The organism is Nocardioides sp., from assembly GCF_035503875.1.
In the GTDB taxonomy this organism is placed as follows: domain Bacteria; phylum Actinomycetota; class Actinomycetes; order Propionibacteriales; family Nocardioidaceae; genus Nocardioides.
The window spans coordinates 13074-27456 of the sequence record NZ_DATJTA010000033.1 but is presented as its reverse complement, the minus strand read 5'-3'; the positions used below and the strand labels follow the sequence as shown (position 1 = coordinate 27456).

Genomic DNA, 14383 nt, shown 5'->3' with positions numbered 1-14383 from the left:
AACTTGCGCGCCGAGTCGGCAGAACTTGCGCGCCGAGTCGGCAGAACTTGCGCGCCGAGTCGGCAGAACTTGCGCGCCGAGTCGGCAGAACTTGCGCGCCGAGTCGGCAGAACTTGCGCGCCGAGTCGGCAGAACTACCGCCGGGTCGACGGGTGGTCGGCGTGGCTGGGCCACCACGGCGGAAGCAGGGCGGCGTACGCCGTGAGCAGGTCGTCGACGTCCAGGTCGCCGGCGAGCCAGCCCTCGATCACCCCGACCGTGCCGTCGGCGATGAACCGGGTGGCGAGATCGGCGACGACGTCGTCCGGTACGCCGGGCGCCTCCACCCGGACCTCCACGCGGGCGGCGTCGAGCAGCTGACGGCTGGTCTCGCGGAAGTGGTTGCTCAGCATCGCGTGCAGGCTGCCGCCGGTGCTGCCCGTGCCGAGTCCGCGCCGGTAGATGGCCGCGTGCCGCTCGACGTGCCGCAGGACGTCAGCGGTCACCCCGCGGACCGCGTCGGGCACCTCGGCCGTGTCGTCGGCGAGCAGCCCCTCGCGCAGCTCGTCGAGCTCGGCGAGCAGGGCCGCCTCGAGCAGGTCGGCCGGTGAGGCGGCGTGCTCGTAGAACGTCGACCGGTGCACCCCCGCCTCGTTCGCCACCGCGGTCACGCTCAGGTCGGCGACCGGCCGCTCGGCGGCGAGCCGCAGGACGGCGGCGTACAGGCGCTCCTGCGAGCGGCGCTGTCGGGCGTCCATACGGGCTCCTCTCCGGAACAAAGTGCGACAACTGTAGGTTAGCCAAGTATCCGACAAGTGTTGGATAAGAATCGGAATCGGAGGAACACCATGGCCACCTACGACGTCGCCGGCCGTTCGGCGATCGTGACGGGCGCGGGCTCCGGCATCGGCCGGGCCGTCGCCACCCTGCTGGCGGAGAACGGTGCGGCCGTCCTGGTCGCCGACCTGGACCAGCACGCGGCCGAGACGGTCGCGCAGGAGATCACCGCCGCCGGCGGCACCGCGGAGCCGTTCGTCGGGAACGTCGCCGACGTCGACGTCCAGGCCGCGATGGTCGCCGCCGCGGAGGCGCTCGCCCCGCTGCGCATCGCCGTCAACAACGCCGGCATCGGCGGTGCCAACGCGCCCGTCGGCGAGTACCCCGTCGAGAGCTGGCAGAAGGTCGTCGAGGTCAACCTCAACGCCGTCTTCTACGGCGTCCGCGCGCAGGTGCCCGCGATCGCCGCGAACGGCGGCGGCGCGATCGTGAACATGGCCTCCGTCCTCGGCTCGGTCGGCATCGAGGGCTCCTCGGCGTACGTCGCCGCCAAGCACGGCCTCCTCGGCCTGACCAAGAACGCCGCCCTGGAGCACAGCCGCGAGGGCGTCCGCGTCACCGCCGTCGGCCCCGGCTTCATCGCGACCCCGCTGCTCGAGGCCAACCTCGACGCCGCCACCCAGCAGGCCCTCGCCGACAAGCACGCCACCGGCCGCCTCGGCACCCCCGAGGAGGTCGCCGCGCTCGTCGCCTTCCTGGTCTCCGACGCCGCCACCTTCGTCACCGGCAGCTACCACCTCGTCGACGGCGGGTACGCCGCGCAGTGACCGTCGGCTCCCGCTGCCTCGCTAGGCTGGGTCGATGAGTGCAGAGCCGAAGCAGCGGGGCCAGGTCTTCTCCTACGAGCGGTTCGAGCTGACCGCCGACGGCGAGCTGACCTGCACCTACTCCCTCGACGGGGAGACCTTCGCGGAGCGGTTCGTCTTCGAGGCCGGCGAGGGCGCCGACTTCACCACGCCCGCCGCCCACGGGGCGGCCCGCGTGGTCTTCCTCCTCGCCGGCATCTCCTACTACAAGACCGGCGCCCCGCCGCTGGTCGTCGGCCCGGCCGACGGGCTCAGCCCGCGCGAGGCCGACTTCCTGCGGGACTTCCACCTGCACGGACTGGCGGAGTTCTCCTACCGGACCGGCGTCGACATCAGCGACCTGCGGATCGACTCGACGCCGCGCACGCCCGCTCCCGCCGCGGCCGACGTACGGCGGGGGCCGCTGGTGCCCTTCGGCGGCGGGATCGACTCGATCGTGGTCGTCGACGGCACCCCGGCGACCCGCGACGGCGGAGCGCTCTTCGTCGCCAACACCTCCGACGTGCCGTTCGAGCCGATCGAGGACAGCGCGGCGATCACCGGCCTGCCCGTCCGCCGCGTCCGTCGCCACCTGGACCCGAAGGTGCTGGAGTCGAAGGCGCGCGGCTACCTCAACGGCCACGTGCCGGTGACCGGCGTCCTGTCCGCGACCGCGGTCCTCTGCGCGGTCGCCCACGGTCACGACCGGGTCGTGATGTCCAACGAGCACTCGGCGAGCGAGCCCACCGGCCTGGTCGCCAACGGCGTGCCGGTCAACCACCAGTGGAGCAAGGGTCTCGACTTCGAGCGGGCCTTCCGCGAGGTGCTCGCCGAGAACGTCACCGGCGTCGACTACTACTCGGCGCTCCGCCCCTACAGCGAGCTCTGGGTGGCGGAGCGGTTCGCCGAGCTGACCGACTACCACCTGGCCTTCCGCAGCTGCAACAAGGCGTTCTTCGTCGACGCCGGCGCCCGGCACGCGACGTGGTGCGGCCGCTGCGACAAGTGCTGCTTCATCGACCTGATCCTGAGCCCGTACCTCCCGCCCGCCGAGCTCGACGCGATCTTCCGCGGCTCGGAGCCGCTGCGCGACGAGAGCCTGGCCCCGGTCTTCGAGTCGCTGCTGGGCGAGCCCGGCCTCGACAAGCCGCTGGAGTGCGTCGGTGACGAGGGCGAGTGCCGGACGGCCGTCCGGCTCGCGGTCACCCGCCCCGACCGGGCCGGCACGCCGCTGCTCGTGCGACTGGCCGAGCGGGTCGCCACCCTGGAGCAGGCCGGCAAGCCGGTCCCCACCACGGACGCGCTGCTCCACCGACAGGGTCCGCACTTCCTGCCGGCGGACGACACCCGGTGACCGGCTGGTCCGGCCTGGCCGGCCTGGCCGGCCTGAAGGTCGGCGTCTGGGGCGTCGGCGTGGAGGGCTCGGCGAGCCTGCGCCGGCTGGCGGCCGATGGCGTGACGCCGTACGCCGTCGTGGACCGGGCATCCGGGGCCACCCCGGACGGGCTGGAGATGCTCGCCCTCGACGACGGCGGCCTGGAGCGGCTGCTCGACTGCGACGTGGTGGTCAAGAGCCCCGGCATCAGCCCGTACGACGAGCCCGCGACCACGCTCGCCGCGGCCGGCGTACGCCTCGCGGGCGGCCTCGGCCTGTGGCTGGAGGACGCGCCGCGCGACCGGGTCGCGTGCCTGACCGGCACCAAGGGCAAGAGCACCGCGACCGCGATCGCCGGCGCCCTGGCGCGCGGACTCGGGCAGGACGTGTTCGTCGGCGGCAACATCGGCCGCGCGCCCTGGGAGCCGGACGCCGCGCCCGCCGACCTGTACCTGATCGAGACGTCCAGCTACCAGGCCCACGACGTGACCACCGGCCCCCGGGTCGTCGCGGTCACCTCGCTCAGCCAGGACCACCTGACCTGGCACCACGGCTACGAGACGTACGTCCGCGACAAGCTCTCGCTGTGCACCCGCCCCGGCGTCGAGACCGTCGTCGCCCCCGCCGCCGACCCCGAGCTGGAGCGGTACGCCGACCAGCTCGGCCCCCACGTCCGGCGGGTGGCCGAGGTCGAGGCCGCCTGGACCGACGGGCTCGGGCTGATCGGCCGGCACAACCTGCGCAACGCGCTGCTCGCCCGCGAGGTGCTGGTCGCCCTCGGGGTGCCGGGCGCCGAGGACGAGACCGCGCTGGCGGCGGCCGCGACGTCGTACGAGCCCTTGCCGAGCCGACTCACCCGCGTCGGCCGGGTCGGCGACGTCGAGTTCGTCGACGACAGCCTGAGCACCAACGTGCTGCCCACCCTGGCCGCGGTCGACGCCTTCCCCGGGCGCCGGGTCGCGCTGCTGGTCGGCGGCCAGGACCGCGGGATCGACTACGCGCCGTTGGCCGAGGGGCTGGCGGCGTACGGCGACCGCGTGCTGGTGCTGACCCTGCCCGACAACGGGCCGCGGATCGCGCGCACCATCCGCGCGATTGCGCCGATCGTGCAGGTCGAGGAGAGCACCGACCTGGCCTCCGCCGTACGACGGGGGCACGCGTTCGCCGCGCCCGACGGCGTCGTGCTGCTCTCCCCGGCGGCGCCGAGCTTCGGGGTCTTCCGCGACTACGCCGAGCGGGCCGAGGTGTTCACCGCGGCGATGCGGGCGCTGTGATGCTCCGCCCCTTCCCGTACGACGGGCCGTCCGTGCGCGCGGTCGTCACGACGCGGGAGGGCGGCACCAGCGAGGGCGTGTACGCGGGCCTCAACCTGGGCGACCACGTGGGGGACGACCCTGCCGCCGTACGCCGCAACCGCGACCTGGTCGCCGCCGCCCTCGGCGTACCCGCCCTGACCGTCGCGGACCAGCAGCACGGCGCGCGGGTCGCGGTCGTCACGGCCTCGCTCGCGGGCCGGGGGCACTCCGGTGTGGCGGAGTCCCGGGAGCACTTCCCGGCCACCGACGCGCTGGTCACCGACGTCCCCGGCGTTGCCTTGGGGATCCTCGTCGCCGACTGCGCGCCGGTGCTGCTGTGGGACCCGGTGCGCCGCGCCGTGGGTGCCGCGCACGCGGGCCGGCCGGGCGTCGTACGAGGCGTGCTGGCGGCGACGGTCGCCCGGATGCGCTCGGAATTCGGCACCGACGCGGCGGACCTGGTCGCGGGCGTGGGGCCGTGCGTCGGCTACGACAGCTACGAGGTCGGCGACGCCGAGGCGGACGCGCTCGACGCGGTGCTGCCCGGCTTCACGAAGGCCAGCCGGCCCGGGCACCGCTACCTCGACGTCGGCGGCGCCGTCGAGCGGCAGCTCGCCGACCTCGGCGTCCGCACCGTGCACCGGATGGCCGTCGACACCCGCTCCGGCACCGAAACGTTCTTCTCCGACCGCGCCCAGCGGCCGTGCGGCCGGTTCATGGCCGTCACCGTGGTGCCCGCGTGACCGTCCGCGCCTGGCACGACGCGGCCGAGGTCGCGGAGGCCGACTGGACGGTCGCGGCCGCGTCCTTCCTCGGCGGGGGCTACCGGGTGGTCGTGCCGGTCCTTCCGGAGGCCGTCGAGTTCGCCCGCGAGCAGGCCGGGCGGACGTTCGACGTCCTCGGGATCGGGTGGGACGAGGTCCCCTGGGGTCTGCTGCCCGGCTCGGGGGCCGTCGAGATCAGCGGCGGGGCGTCGTACGACGCGGTCCGGCGGGGGTACGGCGTGCCCTGGACCCGGGTCGCGCCGATGCCGCTGCCGGGGGCTGCGACCCGGGACGCCGAGGCCGTCGACCTGCCGTGGGACTGGTCGTCCGACTCGCCGCTGGCCGGGCTGCCCACGATCTCCACCCTGGAGGCGACCCTCGCCGCCCGGCACCTGACCGAGGTGGGCGCCGAGGTCGGGTTGTGGTGGAACCACCGCGGCGAGCTCTGCACCTCCACGGCCGGCCCCCTGCTGGTCGAGCTCGCCGACGGCTGGGTGACGCCGGACCCCGGCGCCGGCGCCGTACCCAGCTGGGCATGGGAGCGCGCCGCCCGGGTCCACGGCGCCCAGCCGACCCCCATCACCCGCCCCCTCCTCCGCACCGCCCGCTCCGTGCTGGCCGTCGACACCCTCGGAACCACCACCACGCTGGACCTGCCTTGAGCGCGACCCGTCACTTTCTCGGCGTTTTCTGCGGTGTGTCGTTGCAGCATTGACGGTTCGATCAGCGGCGTAGGGCGTCCGCTCACCGACCCGTCGATCCCGCCGCGACACACCGCGAAAACCGCCGAGAAAGTGACGGGTCGGCGATCAGGCGGTCCGCTCCCGCGGGATGTCCAGGCGCGGGATCCCGCCGAGGCCGAGCCGGTAGCGCACGTGCCCGGCGTACAGCTCGAGGGTCCGCCACAGGGTGTCGTGGGCGCGCCAGGGGAGCGGCTCGGCGCCGTCGTACCAGCTGTCGCCGAAGGCGATCCACACCGGCGTCCAGGTGGCCGCGTCGTCCCACGCCCCGCGGCGGGCCATCAGCAGCCGCCGGCGGAGCTGGAACGCCGCCCGCGGGCCGTCGGCGTACACCGGGGAGGTCGCGACCGGCCACAGCCGCAGGTCCAGGCCCATCAGGTGCACCTCGAGCTCGCGCAGCACGAGCGGGTCGACCAGGACGGTCGCGACGTTCTCGTGCGGCGGGCGCCTCATGGCGGCACGCTGCCTGCCCCGGCGTACGGCGTCAAGAGTCGTCCTACGTCGACGCAGCTCCGGCCGACCCGTCAATGCCGCAACGACACACCGCGAAAACCCCCGAGGAAGTGACGGGTCGGCCTCAGATCAGGTCAGTACGACGCCCCCACCAGCGCGGGTCGAGGCGGACCAGGGCGGCGGCGGCGGCGAGGGCGAGGACCAGCCCGACGAGCGTGAGGTACGGCGCCAGCAGCGCCCAGCGGAGCAGGATCCGGCTGTAGCCGGTCAGGGTGAGGTCGTCGCCGACGATCCGGGCGGTCACCTGCTCACCGGTCTCGGGGCGCGGGCCGCCGTACCTGTCGCTGACGTCCCCGGAACCACCCGGCCAGCTGGCCTCGCAGGTGCGCGGGGAGCCGGGCGGTGGGCCGGTGCGACACCAGGCGTCGGGCTCGACGCTCACCGTGACCTCGCGTCCCTCCTGCCAGCCCGCGGCGTCGCCGTGCATGAAGAACCAGACCGGAGCACCCAGGAGCACCAGCACGCAGCCGATCGCCGCGACCCAGGTCAGCCAGCGCACCAACGTGGGGTGGGTACTGGGTCGCAGGTTCAGCGGGCGGTCGGGCACCTGCCCAGCCTGTCATCCCGAGGGGAACCCGCCCGCGACGCTCGGCCGGTGTGGAGAATGGTCCTAGAGGAGGCGTGCATGCACGGACCCCCCGACCTGTTCCAGCGGATGGTCGAGGCGAGCACCGACGGACTGTGGCTCGTCGACCCCTCAGGCCGGACCGTCTACGCGAACGCCCGCATGGCGGCGCTGGTGGCGCGCCCGGCCGAGGACCTCGTCGGACGCGACATCGAGTCCCTCCTCGGCGAGGACGGCCGCCACGAGCTCGCGCGCCGGATGCGGCAGCTGGAGGAGACCGGCGAGCCGCTCGAGAACCTCGAGACCCCCTTCCGCCGGCCCGACGGCAGCATCGTGTGGGCACTGGCCAGCCACAGTGCCGTGTACGACGACGACGGCCGGCCGATCGGCTGGCTGCACCGGGTCACGCCGCACACCGCGCGCCGGGCGCTGGTCGCGACCCTGCAGCTGCGCGAGCAGCAGCTCGCCCACGCCCAGGAGGTCGCCCGGCTCGGCAGCTGGGACATCGACCTGCGCGCGCAGAAGGGCAGCTGGTCCGACGAGCTGTACCGGATCCTCGGCCTCGACCCGGCGACGTACGCGGTGTCCTGGAGTGGCTTCTTCGACACCCTCCACCCCGCCGACCGCGACCAGGTCCGCCAGGTGGTCCGGGACGCGGTCAAGAACGGCGAGGAGTTCGCCTGGACGGCCCGCCGGGTGCTGCCGAGCGGCGAGCTGCGCTGGATCCGCGGCCTCGGGGTGGTCGAGCGCGCGCCCGACGGGACGGCGGTCCGGATGAGCGGCGCGATCCAGGACATCACCGACCTGAAGACCGCCGACGAGCACGCGACGGAGGCGACCCGGCGACTGCACCTGCTGCAGCAGATGGCCGAGGTCGCGAACCGCGCCGGCACGCTGGTCGAGGCCGTCGGTCTCGCCGCGGCGGGGCTGCCGGCCAACGCCCCGGGCTGGCAGGCGCTGGCCCTGTACTCCGGCCCCGAGGACACCCTCACCCCGCTGGCCGGGTACGACGAGTCGCTGATCCCGCGCGACCTCGGACTCGTGGCCGAAGCCCGACGGGAGGGCCGGGTGGCGACCGGCCCGCCCGCGCGCGACGCCGAGACCCACAGCCTGATCGCCATGCCCGTCCTGGTCGGCACGGTGGTGGCGGGCGTGATCCTGCTGCTCGCCGACGAGGTGCCGCCGGACGAGAACTCCCACCAGCTGATCGCCCAGATCGCCGCCCAGCTGTCCATGGTCGCCGAGCGCGAGAGCAGCGCGGCCGACCTGGCCGTGGCGCGCGACCAGGCGATGGAGGCCTCCCGGCTGAAGTCGGAGTTCCTGGCCACCATGAGCCACGAGATCCGGACCCCCATGAACGGCGTGATCGGCCTCAACGAGCTGCTGCTGCGCACCGACCTCGACGACCACCAGCGCCGCCTGGCCGACGGCCTGCAGAGCGCCGGGATGAACCTGCTGGCGATCATCAACGACATCCTCGACCTGTCCAAGATCGAGGCCGGCAAGCTGGAGCTCGAGGACGCCGACTTCGATGTCCGCCAGGTCTTCGACCGGATCGCGGGCGCGTTCGCCGGACCGGCCCACGAGAAGGGCCTCGAGCTCGTCGTCGCCTGCGACCCCGAGGTGCCGGCGTACCTGCGCGGCGACGTCACCCGCTTCGGCCAGGTGATCACCAACCTCGGCTCCAACGCCGTGAAGTTCACCGCCCGCGGCGAGGTCGTCGTCCGGGCCTCGGTCGCCTCGGCGAGCGAGCGCGAGGTCGTGCTGCGGATCGAGGTCAGCGACACCGGCGTCGGGATCGCCCCCGACGCCATCCCGACCCTCTTCGACGCCTTCACCCAGGCCGACCTGTCGACCACCCGACAGCACGGCGGCACCGGGCTCGGGCTCGCCATCTCCCAGCAGATCGTCGAGGCGCTCGGGGGCCGCATCGACGTCCGGAGCCGGCCCGGCATCGGCAGCACGTTCTCGTTCACGGCCAGCTTCGGCCACGCCCGCGGCGTCCGGTCCGCCCGGCGCCGTACGACGGCCCTGCCCCGCGGCCACCGGGTCCTGGTCGTCGACGACAACGAGAGCAACCGCTTCGCGCTCGCCCAGCAGCTGCGCGCCTGGGACCTGGAGCCGCTCGCCGTCTCGTCGACCGACGAGGCGTTCGCGGTGCTGCGCGAGGGGATCCGCAGTGAGCGCCCGTTCGCGCTCGCGATCGTGGACCTCGGCCTGCCCGGCGACGACGGCCTCGGGCTGGCCCGGCGGATCCGGTCCGACGACGACCTCGGCGGCCTGCGGCTGCTGCTGCTCTCCCCCGACCTCGACGCCGGTCGCAGCGCCGCCGCGGAGGTCGACGCCGACGACGTGCTGAGCAAGCCCGTCCGGCACGCCGAGCTGTACGACGCGCTGCTCGCGACGCTCGCCGTCGACGTACCCGCCGGACCCGAGCCCACGCAGGCGACGAGCACTCCGCGACTCGACATCCGGGTGCTCGTGGTCGAGGACAACGCGGTCAACCAGCTGGTCGCGACCGGGCTGCTGGAGAGCCTCGGAGCCACCGTCGCGCTCGCCTCCGACGGCGTCGAGGCCACCGCGTTGCTGACCGGTCCGCACACCTTCGACGCCGTCCTCATGGACTGCCGGATGCCGCGCATGGACGGCTTCGACGCGACCCGGGAGGTCCGGGCCGCCGAGCCCGAGGGCGTCCGGGTCCCGATCATCGCGATGACCGCGTCGGTGCTGGAGGGCGAGCGCGAGCGCTGCCTCGCCGCCGGCATGGACGACTTCCTCACCAAGCCGGTCGACACCGTCGCGCTCGAGCGGGTGCTCCGGCGCTGGACCGGGCCGCAGGCCGAGCCCCAGCCGTTGCCGTCGATCGAGGGTGACGACGACGCCCCCGGCACGGGCGTCGTCCTCGACCCGGCGCGCGTGCGGATGCTCGACGAGCTCCGCAAGGACGGCGTCAGCTTCTTCGAGCGCACCGCCGCGTCCTTCATGAGCCGCATCGACGAACAGGTGCGCGCCATCCAGGACGCGATCGACGCCCGGGACGCCAACCGCGCCTTCACCTCCGCCCACCTGGTCAAGGGCAGCGCCCTCAACCTGGGCCTCCCCCTCGTCGCGGCGGCCGCGGCGGCCCTGGAGACGTACGCCGAGAGCGGTCGCACCGACGGCACCGAGCCGATGATGGCCGACCTGCACCGCGAGGTCGGGCGGGCCGTCGAGGCCCTGCGGGACGCGACGTCTTGAACCTGCTAGACACCCGGTTCGAGGTGGTCGCCCGCCGCCGCCCGGTCGACCTGGTCCTGCCCGGCGACCTGCCGCCGGCGCCGTACGTCGCCGTCACCGGGGCGGACGGCCCCCTGACCCTGGCCGGCGGCGCGGTCGAGATCAGCGCCGGGTACGACGGCCGCGGGTGGCTCAGCGTGGACACGGGCGGGCGGCGCCCGACCCGGCACCGCAGCCGGCGCCACGGCCGGGCGTCGGCTCCCGTCGACGCCGTCGGACTCACGCTCACCGGCACCCAGGCCACCCTGCTGACCCGGGAGGCCGACCGTTGGGTCGCGCGCGCCCGGGTCGATCTCGAGGGCCGGGTCGACACCCGCGACGAGGAGTGGCTGGCCGGTCTGAGCGCGAGCGGCGGGACGGCCGGTCGCTTCGGGCAGCTGGGCCTGCGCGACCTGCGGTTGGTGACCCGCGCGGACGGGTCGCCGTACCGCCTCGGCCGGGTGCTGCTGCTCACCGCCACCAGTGCGGGTCCGGGCTTCTTCGCGACCGCGCACACGTCGGTGTGGTCACTGGACCCCGACACCCTGGAGCTCGCGCACCGCGCCGACCTCTTCTTCCGCCGCCCGGACGCCCCCGGCGTCTTCGGCGACCACGCCACGCACCTGGTCCGCGACGCCGGCCGCTGGCTAGTCGCCACCAGCAGCTGGGGCGACTTCGACAAGTCGCGTCCCGTGCGGGTGCTCCTCGCGTCCAGCACCGACGACCTGACCACGGGGGTGCACGTGCTCGACACCCGAGTGCTCGGGCTGCCCACCGACGGACTGACCTCCGTCGCCGTCTGGGACCCGCACCTGGTCCGCACCGACGACGGCTGGCTGGTCGGGTACGTCAGCGCCAGCCGCTACTTCCGCTTCCACCCGGTGCTCGCCGCCGGCCCCACCCTCGACGACCTGCGGATGCTCGGCGCCGACGAGTCCCGCCGCGCCTGCGAGGGCACCACGCTCCACCGCGACCCGCTCTCCGGCGACTGGCAGGTGCTGGCCAGCGACCGCCGCGGCGAGTACCCCGTCTACGACCTGACCCTCACCCAGACCGGCCGCCTCGACGCGCCGTACCCCACCAACCTGCCGTGGCCCACCGTCGTCCGCGAGCCCGGCGGCTGGCTGATGGTCGCCTTCAACGGCCAGGGGTACGGCGGCCGCATCGCCGGCTACGGCACCCACGGCGACGTCGTCCTGATGCGCTCGACCCACCACGCCGGTTGACGCTGGTCGTGGACCGAGCGAACGCCGACGCTGGTTGAAGTGCGAGCGAACACCGACTGACGCTGGTTGAGGTGCGAGCGAAGCGAGCCTCGAAACCCCTCCAAGCCGACAAGCAACAGCAACCACCGCCGACTCCTGTCTCACCGGGTTTCGAGGCTCGTCGCTAGCGCTCCTCACACCTCAACCACCGCCACCCCCACGCCGGTTGAGGTGCGAGCGAAGCGAGCCTCGAAACCCCTCCAAGCCGACAAGCAACAGCAACCACCGCCGACTCTCCACGCACCAGGTTTCGCGGCTCTCGACCAGCGTCAGTCGGAGACGACCAGCAACGGGCGGACGGCGGTCCGTGCGGCGTGGATGCGGGACTTCACGGTGCCGAGCGGGATCTCCAGGAGCTCCGCGATCTCGGCGTACTCCAGCTGCTGCACATCCCGCAGGACCAGGGGCTCGACGAGCTCGGGGCGGGTGCTGCCGACGACCTCCAGCGCCTCCAGCAGGTCGAGGCGGCTGCCGGCGATCACGCTGGTCGTGCGCGGGTCGGGGGCGGCGGGGAGGTCCTCGGTGAGTCGCTCCGCGGCCCGCCGCTTCAGGGTCCGGTACGTCGACCGCGCGCTGTTCGACGCGACCGCGTGCAGCCAGGTGGTGAACCGGCTGCGGCCGCCGAACTGGCCGATCTTGGTGGCGACCAGCAGCAGCGCGTCCTGGGCCGCCTCCTCGGCGTCCTCCGGGTAGAGCAGCATCCGGCCGCAGATCCGCCGCACCCGCGGCTGCACCGCGACGAGCAGGTCCTCCAGCGCCGCGCGGTCGCCGCCGGCGGCGCGCAGGGCCAGGGCGTCGAGCTCGTCGGGGTCCGGCACCTGAGGCAGACTACCGACCGTGTCCCTCCCCGAGCGCCTCGGCCGTCTGGAGCGCGTGGAGCGGCTCGGGGCCGGCGGGTTCGCGACGGTGTGGCTCTACCGCGACACCGAGCTGGAGTCCGACGTCGCGGTCAAGGCACTCGCCGACAACTGGGCGCAGCGACTCGACGTCCGCGAGCGGTTCCTGGAGGAGGCCCGCATCCTGCGCCGGGCCGACTCCGACCACATCGTCCGCGTGTACGACGTCGGCGAGGTCGACGCGACGCCGTACTTCGTGATGACGTACGCCGACCGTGGCACCGTCGCCGGCCTGGCGGAGGACGGCCGGCAGCTCCCGCTGGACCAGGTCGTCGACCTCGTCGCGCAGGCCGGGGCGGGGCTGAGCGTGCTCCACGACCTCGGCATCGTGCACCGCGACGTGAAGCCGCAGAACCTGCTGCTGCGCGGCAGCCGCGACGGGACCCGGGTCCTGGTGGCCGACCTCGGCGTCGCGAAGGCGATGCTGCACGCCAGCGGTCTCACCCAGGTGGTGGGCAGCCCGGCGTACATGGCTCCCGAGCAGGTGAGGGGCACCGGCATCGACCGGCGCGCCGACGTGCACGCCCTCGCCGCCGTCGCCTACCAGCTGCTCACCGGGCGCCTGGCGCGCAGCACCACGCTCAGCGACCTCCTCGGGGCGAGCCTGCCGGTTCCGCCGTCGTCGGTCGCGGACGTGTCACCCGCCGTCGACGCCGTCCTGCTGCGCGGTCTCCAGCCCGATCCGAGGGACCGCTGGCCCGACATCGCGTCGTTCGTCGCCGCGCTCCGCTCGGCCGCCGAGGGGCCGCCGCCGGCGCCGACGCTGATCAACGACCCGCCCCCGGCTGCCCGCCCGACCGGCGCGCTGACCCCGGCGTTCACGCTGCTCCTGCTGCTCGTCCTGGGCGCCGCCTTCGCCGCGGCGTACGCCGTCACCGCGGCCGCGCGCTGAGCCCCGACCGGCATGTCCTAACCTGGATGTGACCCGCGCCACCCCTGCGGGCAGAGCCCAGCGCCACACCACCTCGTGGCCACATCAGAACAGGCGGACACCACCATGACCGTTCCCTCCAGCGACCCCTTCGAGCTCGGCCCGGAGCACGAGCAGGTCGTCTACGCGCACGACTCGGCCACCGGCCTCCGCGCGATCGTCGCCATCCACTCCACGGCCCTCGGCCCGGCCCTCGGCGGCACCCGGTTCCACCCGTACCCCACCACCGACGCCGCGCTGCGCGACGTGCTGGACCTCTCCCGCGGCATGTCCTACAAGGCCGCGCTCGCCGGCCTCGACCTCGGCGGCGGCAAGGCCGTGATCATCGGCGACCCGCGCACACTGAAGTCCGAGGCGCTGCTGCGCGCGTACGGCCGGTTCGTGCAGTCCCTCGGCGGCCGCTACCGCACCGCCTGCGACGTGGGCACGTTCAGCGAGGACATGGACCACATCGCCCGCGAGTGCGACTACGTCACCGGGCGTACGACGGCGCACGGTGGCGCGGGCGACAGCTCGGTGCTGACGGCGTACGGCGTCTTCCAGGGGATGCGCGCCGCCGCCGAGGCCGCCTGGGGCGACACCTCCTTGGCCGGCCGCACGGTCGGTGTCGCCGGGGTCGGCAAGGTCGGGCGACACCTGGTCGGCCACCTCGTCGAGGACGGCGCGGACGTCGTCGTCACCGACACCTGGCAGCCCGCGCTCGACCGCATCGTCGACGAGCACCCCGGCGTGCGCGTCGTCGCGTCGACGCAGGCCCTGGTCGAGGGCTCGCTCGACGTCTACGCGCCGTGCGCCCTCGGCGGGGCGCTCACCGACGACGTGGTCGAGGTGCTGTCGGCCCGCGTCGTCTGCGGCGCCGCGAACAACCAGCTCGCCCACCCCGGGGTCGAGAAGTCACTCGCGGACCGCGGCATCGTCTACGCGCCCGACTACTGCGTGAACGCCGGCGGCCTGATGCAGGTCGCCGACGAGCTCGACCCTGTCGGCTTCAGCTTCGAACGCGCCCAGCAGCGCGCGAGCCGCATCTACGACACGACCCGCGACGTACTCGCGCTCGCCGCACGCGACGGCGTCTCACCTGCCCTCGCCGCTGACCGACTCGCCGAGGCGCGGATGCGCGACGTGGGTCGGTTGCGAGGGATCTGGATCAGCTGACTCCCACCGCGAGGCGGTCCGCTCACGC

At 74.1% G+C, this 14383-nt stretch carries 13 protein-coding genes; 9 read left to right on the top strand and 4 right to left on the bottom strand.

Translation table 11 applies throughout. From position 1 onward, the window contains the following. Positions 1–134 precede the first annotated feature (134 nt). A complete protein-coding gene (locus VMF51_RS07870) occupies positions 135–737 on the bottom strand; it encodes a TetR/AcrR family transcriptional regulator (protein ID WP_325473862.1) in 603 nt (200 codons plus the stop codon). A 90-nt stretch (positions 738–827) separates the two neighbouring features. On the opposite strand from VMF51_RS07870, the gene VMF51_RS07865 reads away from it, so the two are divergent. Genes VMF51_RS07865 through VMF51_RS07845 form a run of 5 tightly spaced genes read left to right on the top strand, consistent with a single transcriptional unit; the run spans position 828 to position 5697 of the window. Further along, positions 828–1583 carry an SDR family NAD(P)-dependent oxidoreductase gene (locus tag VMF51_RS07865; RefSeq protein WP_325473861.1) on the top strand — a complete coding sequence of 252 codons (756 nt, stop codon included), beginning with the start codon at positions 828–830 and terminating at the stop codon, positions 1581–1583. A gap of 34 nt (positions 1584–1617) precedes the next feature. Continuing rightward, positions 1618–2955 carry a hypothetical protein gene (locus tag VMF51_RS07860; RefSeq protein ID WP_325473860.1) on the top strand — a complete coding sequence of 446 codons (1338 nt, stop codon included), beginning with the start codon at positions 1618–1620 and terminating at the stop codon, positions 2953–2955. Next, entirely contained in the window at positions 2952–4250 is a 1299-nt protein-coding gene (gene murD, locus VMF51_RS07855) for a UDP-N-acetylmuramoyl-L-alanine--D-glutamate ligase (RefSeq protein WP_325473859.1), read from the top strand. The genes VMF51_RS07860 and murD overlap by 4 nt, the downstream gene beginning before the upstream one ends. After that, positions 4250–5014, top strand: a complete 765-nt coding sequence (locus VMF51_RS07850) for a polyphenol oxidase family protein (protein ID WP_325473863.1) — start codon at positions 4250–4252, stop codon at positions 5012–5014. Before murD ends, VMF51_RS07850 begins: the two co-directional genes overlap by 1 nt. Beyond that, positions 5011–5697: a hypothetical protein gene (locus tag VMF51_RS07845; RefSeq protein ID WP_325473858.1), complete on the top strand. Its 687-nt coding sequence runs from the start codon at positions 5011–5013 to the stop codon at positions 5695–5697. Before VMF51_RS07850 ends, VMF51_RS07845 begins: the two co-directional genes overlap by 4 nt. A gap of 147 nt (positions 5698–5844) precedes the next feature. On the opposite strand, the gene VMF51_RS07840 is transcribed toward VMF51_RS07845, so the two are convergent. Both VMF51_RS07840 and VMF51_RS07835 read right to left on the bottom strand, forming a co-directional pair. Beyond that, positions 5845–6228, bottom strand: coding sequence for a hypothetical protein (locus VMF51_RS07840; protein WP_325473857.1), 384 nt, complete (start codon positions 6226–6228; stop codon positions 5845–5847). A 124-nt stretch (positions 6229–6352) separates the two neighbouring features. Further along, on the bottom strand, positions 6353–6835 hold the full coding sequence (locus VMF51_RS07835) for a hypothetical protein (RefSeq protein ID WP_325473856.1): 483 nt from the start codon (positions 6833–6835) through the stop codon (positions 6353–6355). Positions 6836–6913: 78 nt separating this feature from the next. On the opposite strand from VMF51_RS07835, the gene VMF51_RS07830 reads away from it, so the two are divergent. Beyond that, the gene (locus tag VMF51_RS07830) at positions 6914–10090 is read left to right on the top strand and encodes a response regulator (protein ID WP_325473855.1); all 3177 of its coding nucleotides are present in this window, start codon (positions 6914–6916) and stop codon (positions 10088–10090) included. Continuing rightward, the gene (locus VMF51_RS07825; RefSeq protein WP_325473854.1) at positions 10087–11334 is read left to right on the top strand and encodes a hypothetical protein; all 1248 of its coding nucleotides are present in this window, start codon (positions 10087–10089) and stop codon (positions 11332–11334) included. Before VMF51_RS07830 ends, VMF51_RS07825 begins: the two co-directional genes overlap by 4 nt. 308 nt (positions 11335–11642) lie before the next feature. Here VMF51_RS07825 and VMF51_RS07820 read toward each other — a convergent pair whose 3' ends face one another. Then, the gene (locus tag VMF51_RS07820; protein WP_325473853.1) at positions 11643–12191 is read right to left on the bottom strand and encodes an RNA polymerase sigma factor; all 549 of its coding nucleotides are present in this window, start codon (positions 12189–12191) and stop codon (positions 11643–11645) included. A 19-nt stretch (positions 12192–12210) separates the two neighbouring features. On the opposite strand from VMF51_RS07820, the gene VMF51_RS07815 reads away from it, so the two are divergent. Both VMF51_RS07815 and VMF51_RS07810 read left to right on the top strand, forming a co-directional pair. After that, positions 12211–13161, top strand: coding sequence for a serine/threonine-protein kinase (locus VMF51_RS07815; protein ID WP_325473852.1), 951 nt, complete (start codon positions 12211–12213; stop codon positions 13159–13161). 105 nt (positions 13162–13266) lie between these two features. Beyond that, complete coding sequence (locus tag VMF51_RS07810; protein ID WP_325473851.1) at positions 13267–14355, top strand: Glu/Leu/Phe/Val family dehydrogenase; 1089 nt, start codon at positions 13267–13269, stop codon at positions 14353–14355. The last annotated feature ends 28 nt before the right edge of the window (positions 14356–14383 follow it).

Excerpts from the sequence above, each read along its gene's own strand:
- VMF51_RS07865 (WP_325473861.1), top strand. The coding sequence starts at position 828 with ATGGCCACCTACGACGTCGCCGGCCGTTCGGCGATCGTGACGGGCGCG.
- VMF51_RS07850 (WP_325473863.1), top strand. The coding sequence starts at position 4,250 with ATGCTCCGCCCCTTCCCGTACGACGGGCCGTCCGTGCGCGCGGTCGTC.
- VMF51_RS07860 (WP_325473860.1), top strand. The coding sequence starts at position 1,618 with ATGAGTGCAGAGCCGAAGCAGCGGGGCCAGGTCTTCTCCTACGAGCGG.
- VMF51_RS07810 (WP_325473851.1), top strand. The coding sequence starts at position 13,267 with ATGACCGTTCCCTCCAGCGACCCCTTCGAGCTCGGCCCGGAGCACGAG.
- VMF51_RS07840 (WP_325473857.1), bottom strand. The coding sequence starts at position 6,228 with ATGAGGCGCCCGCCGCACGAGAACGTCGCGACCGTCCTGGTCGACCCG.
- VMF51_RS07830 (WP_325473855.1), top strand. The coding sequence starts at position 6,914 with ATGCACGGACCCCCCGACCTGTTCCAGCGGATGGTCGAGGCGAGCACC.
- VMF51_RS07870 (WP_325473862.1), bottom strand. The coding sequence starts at position 737 with ATGGACGCCCGACAGCGCCGCTCGCAGGAGCGCCTGTACGCCGCCGTC.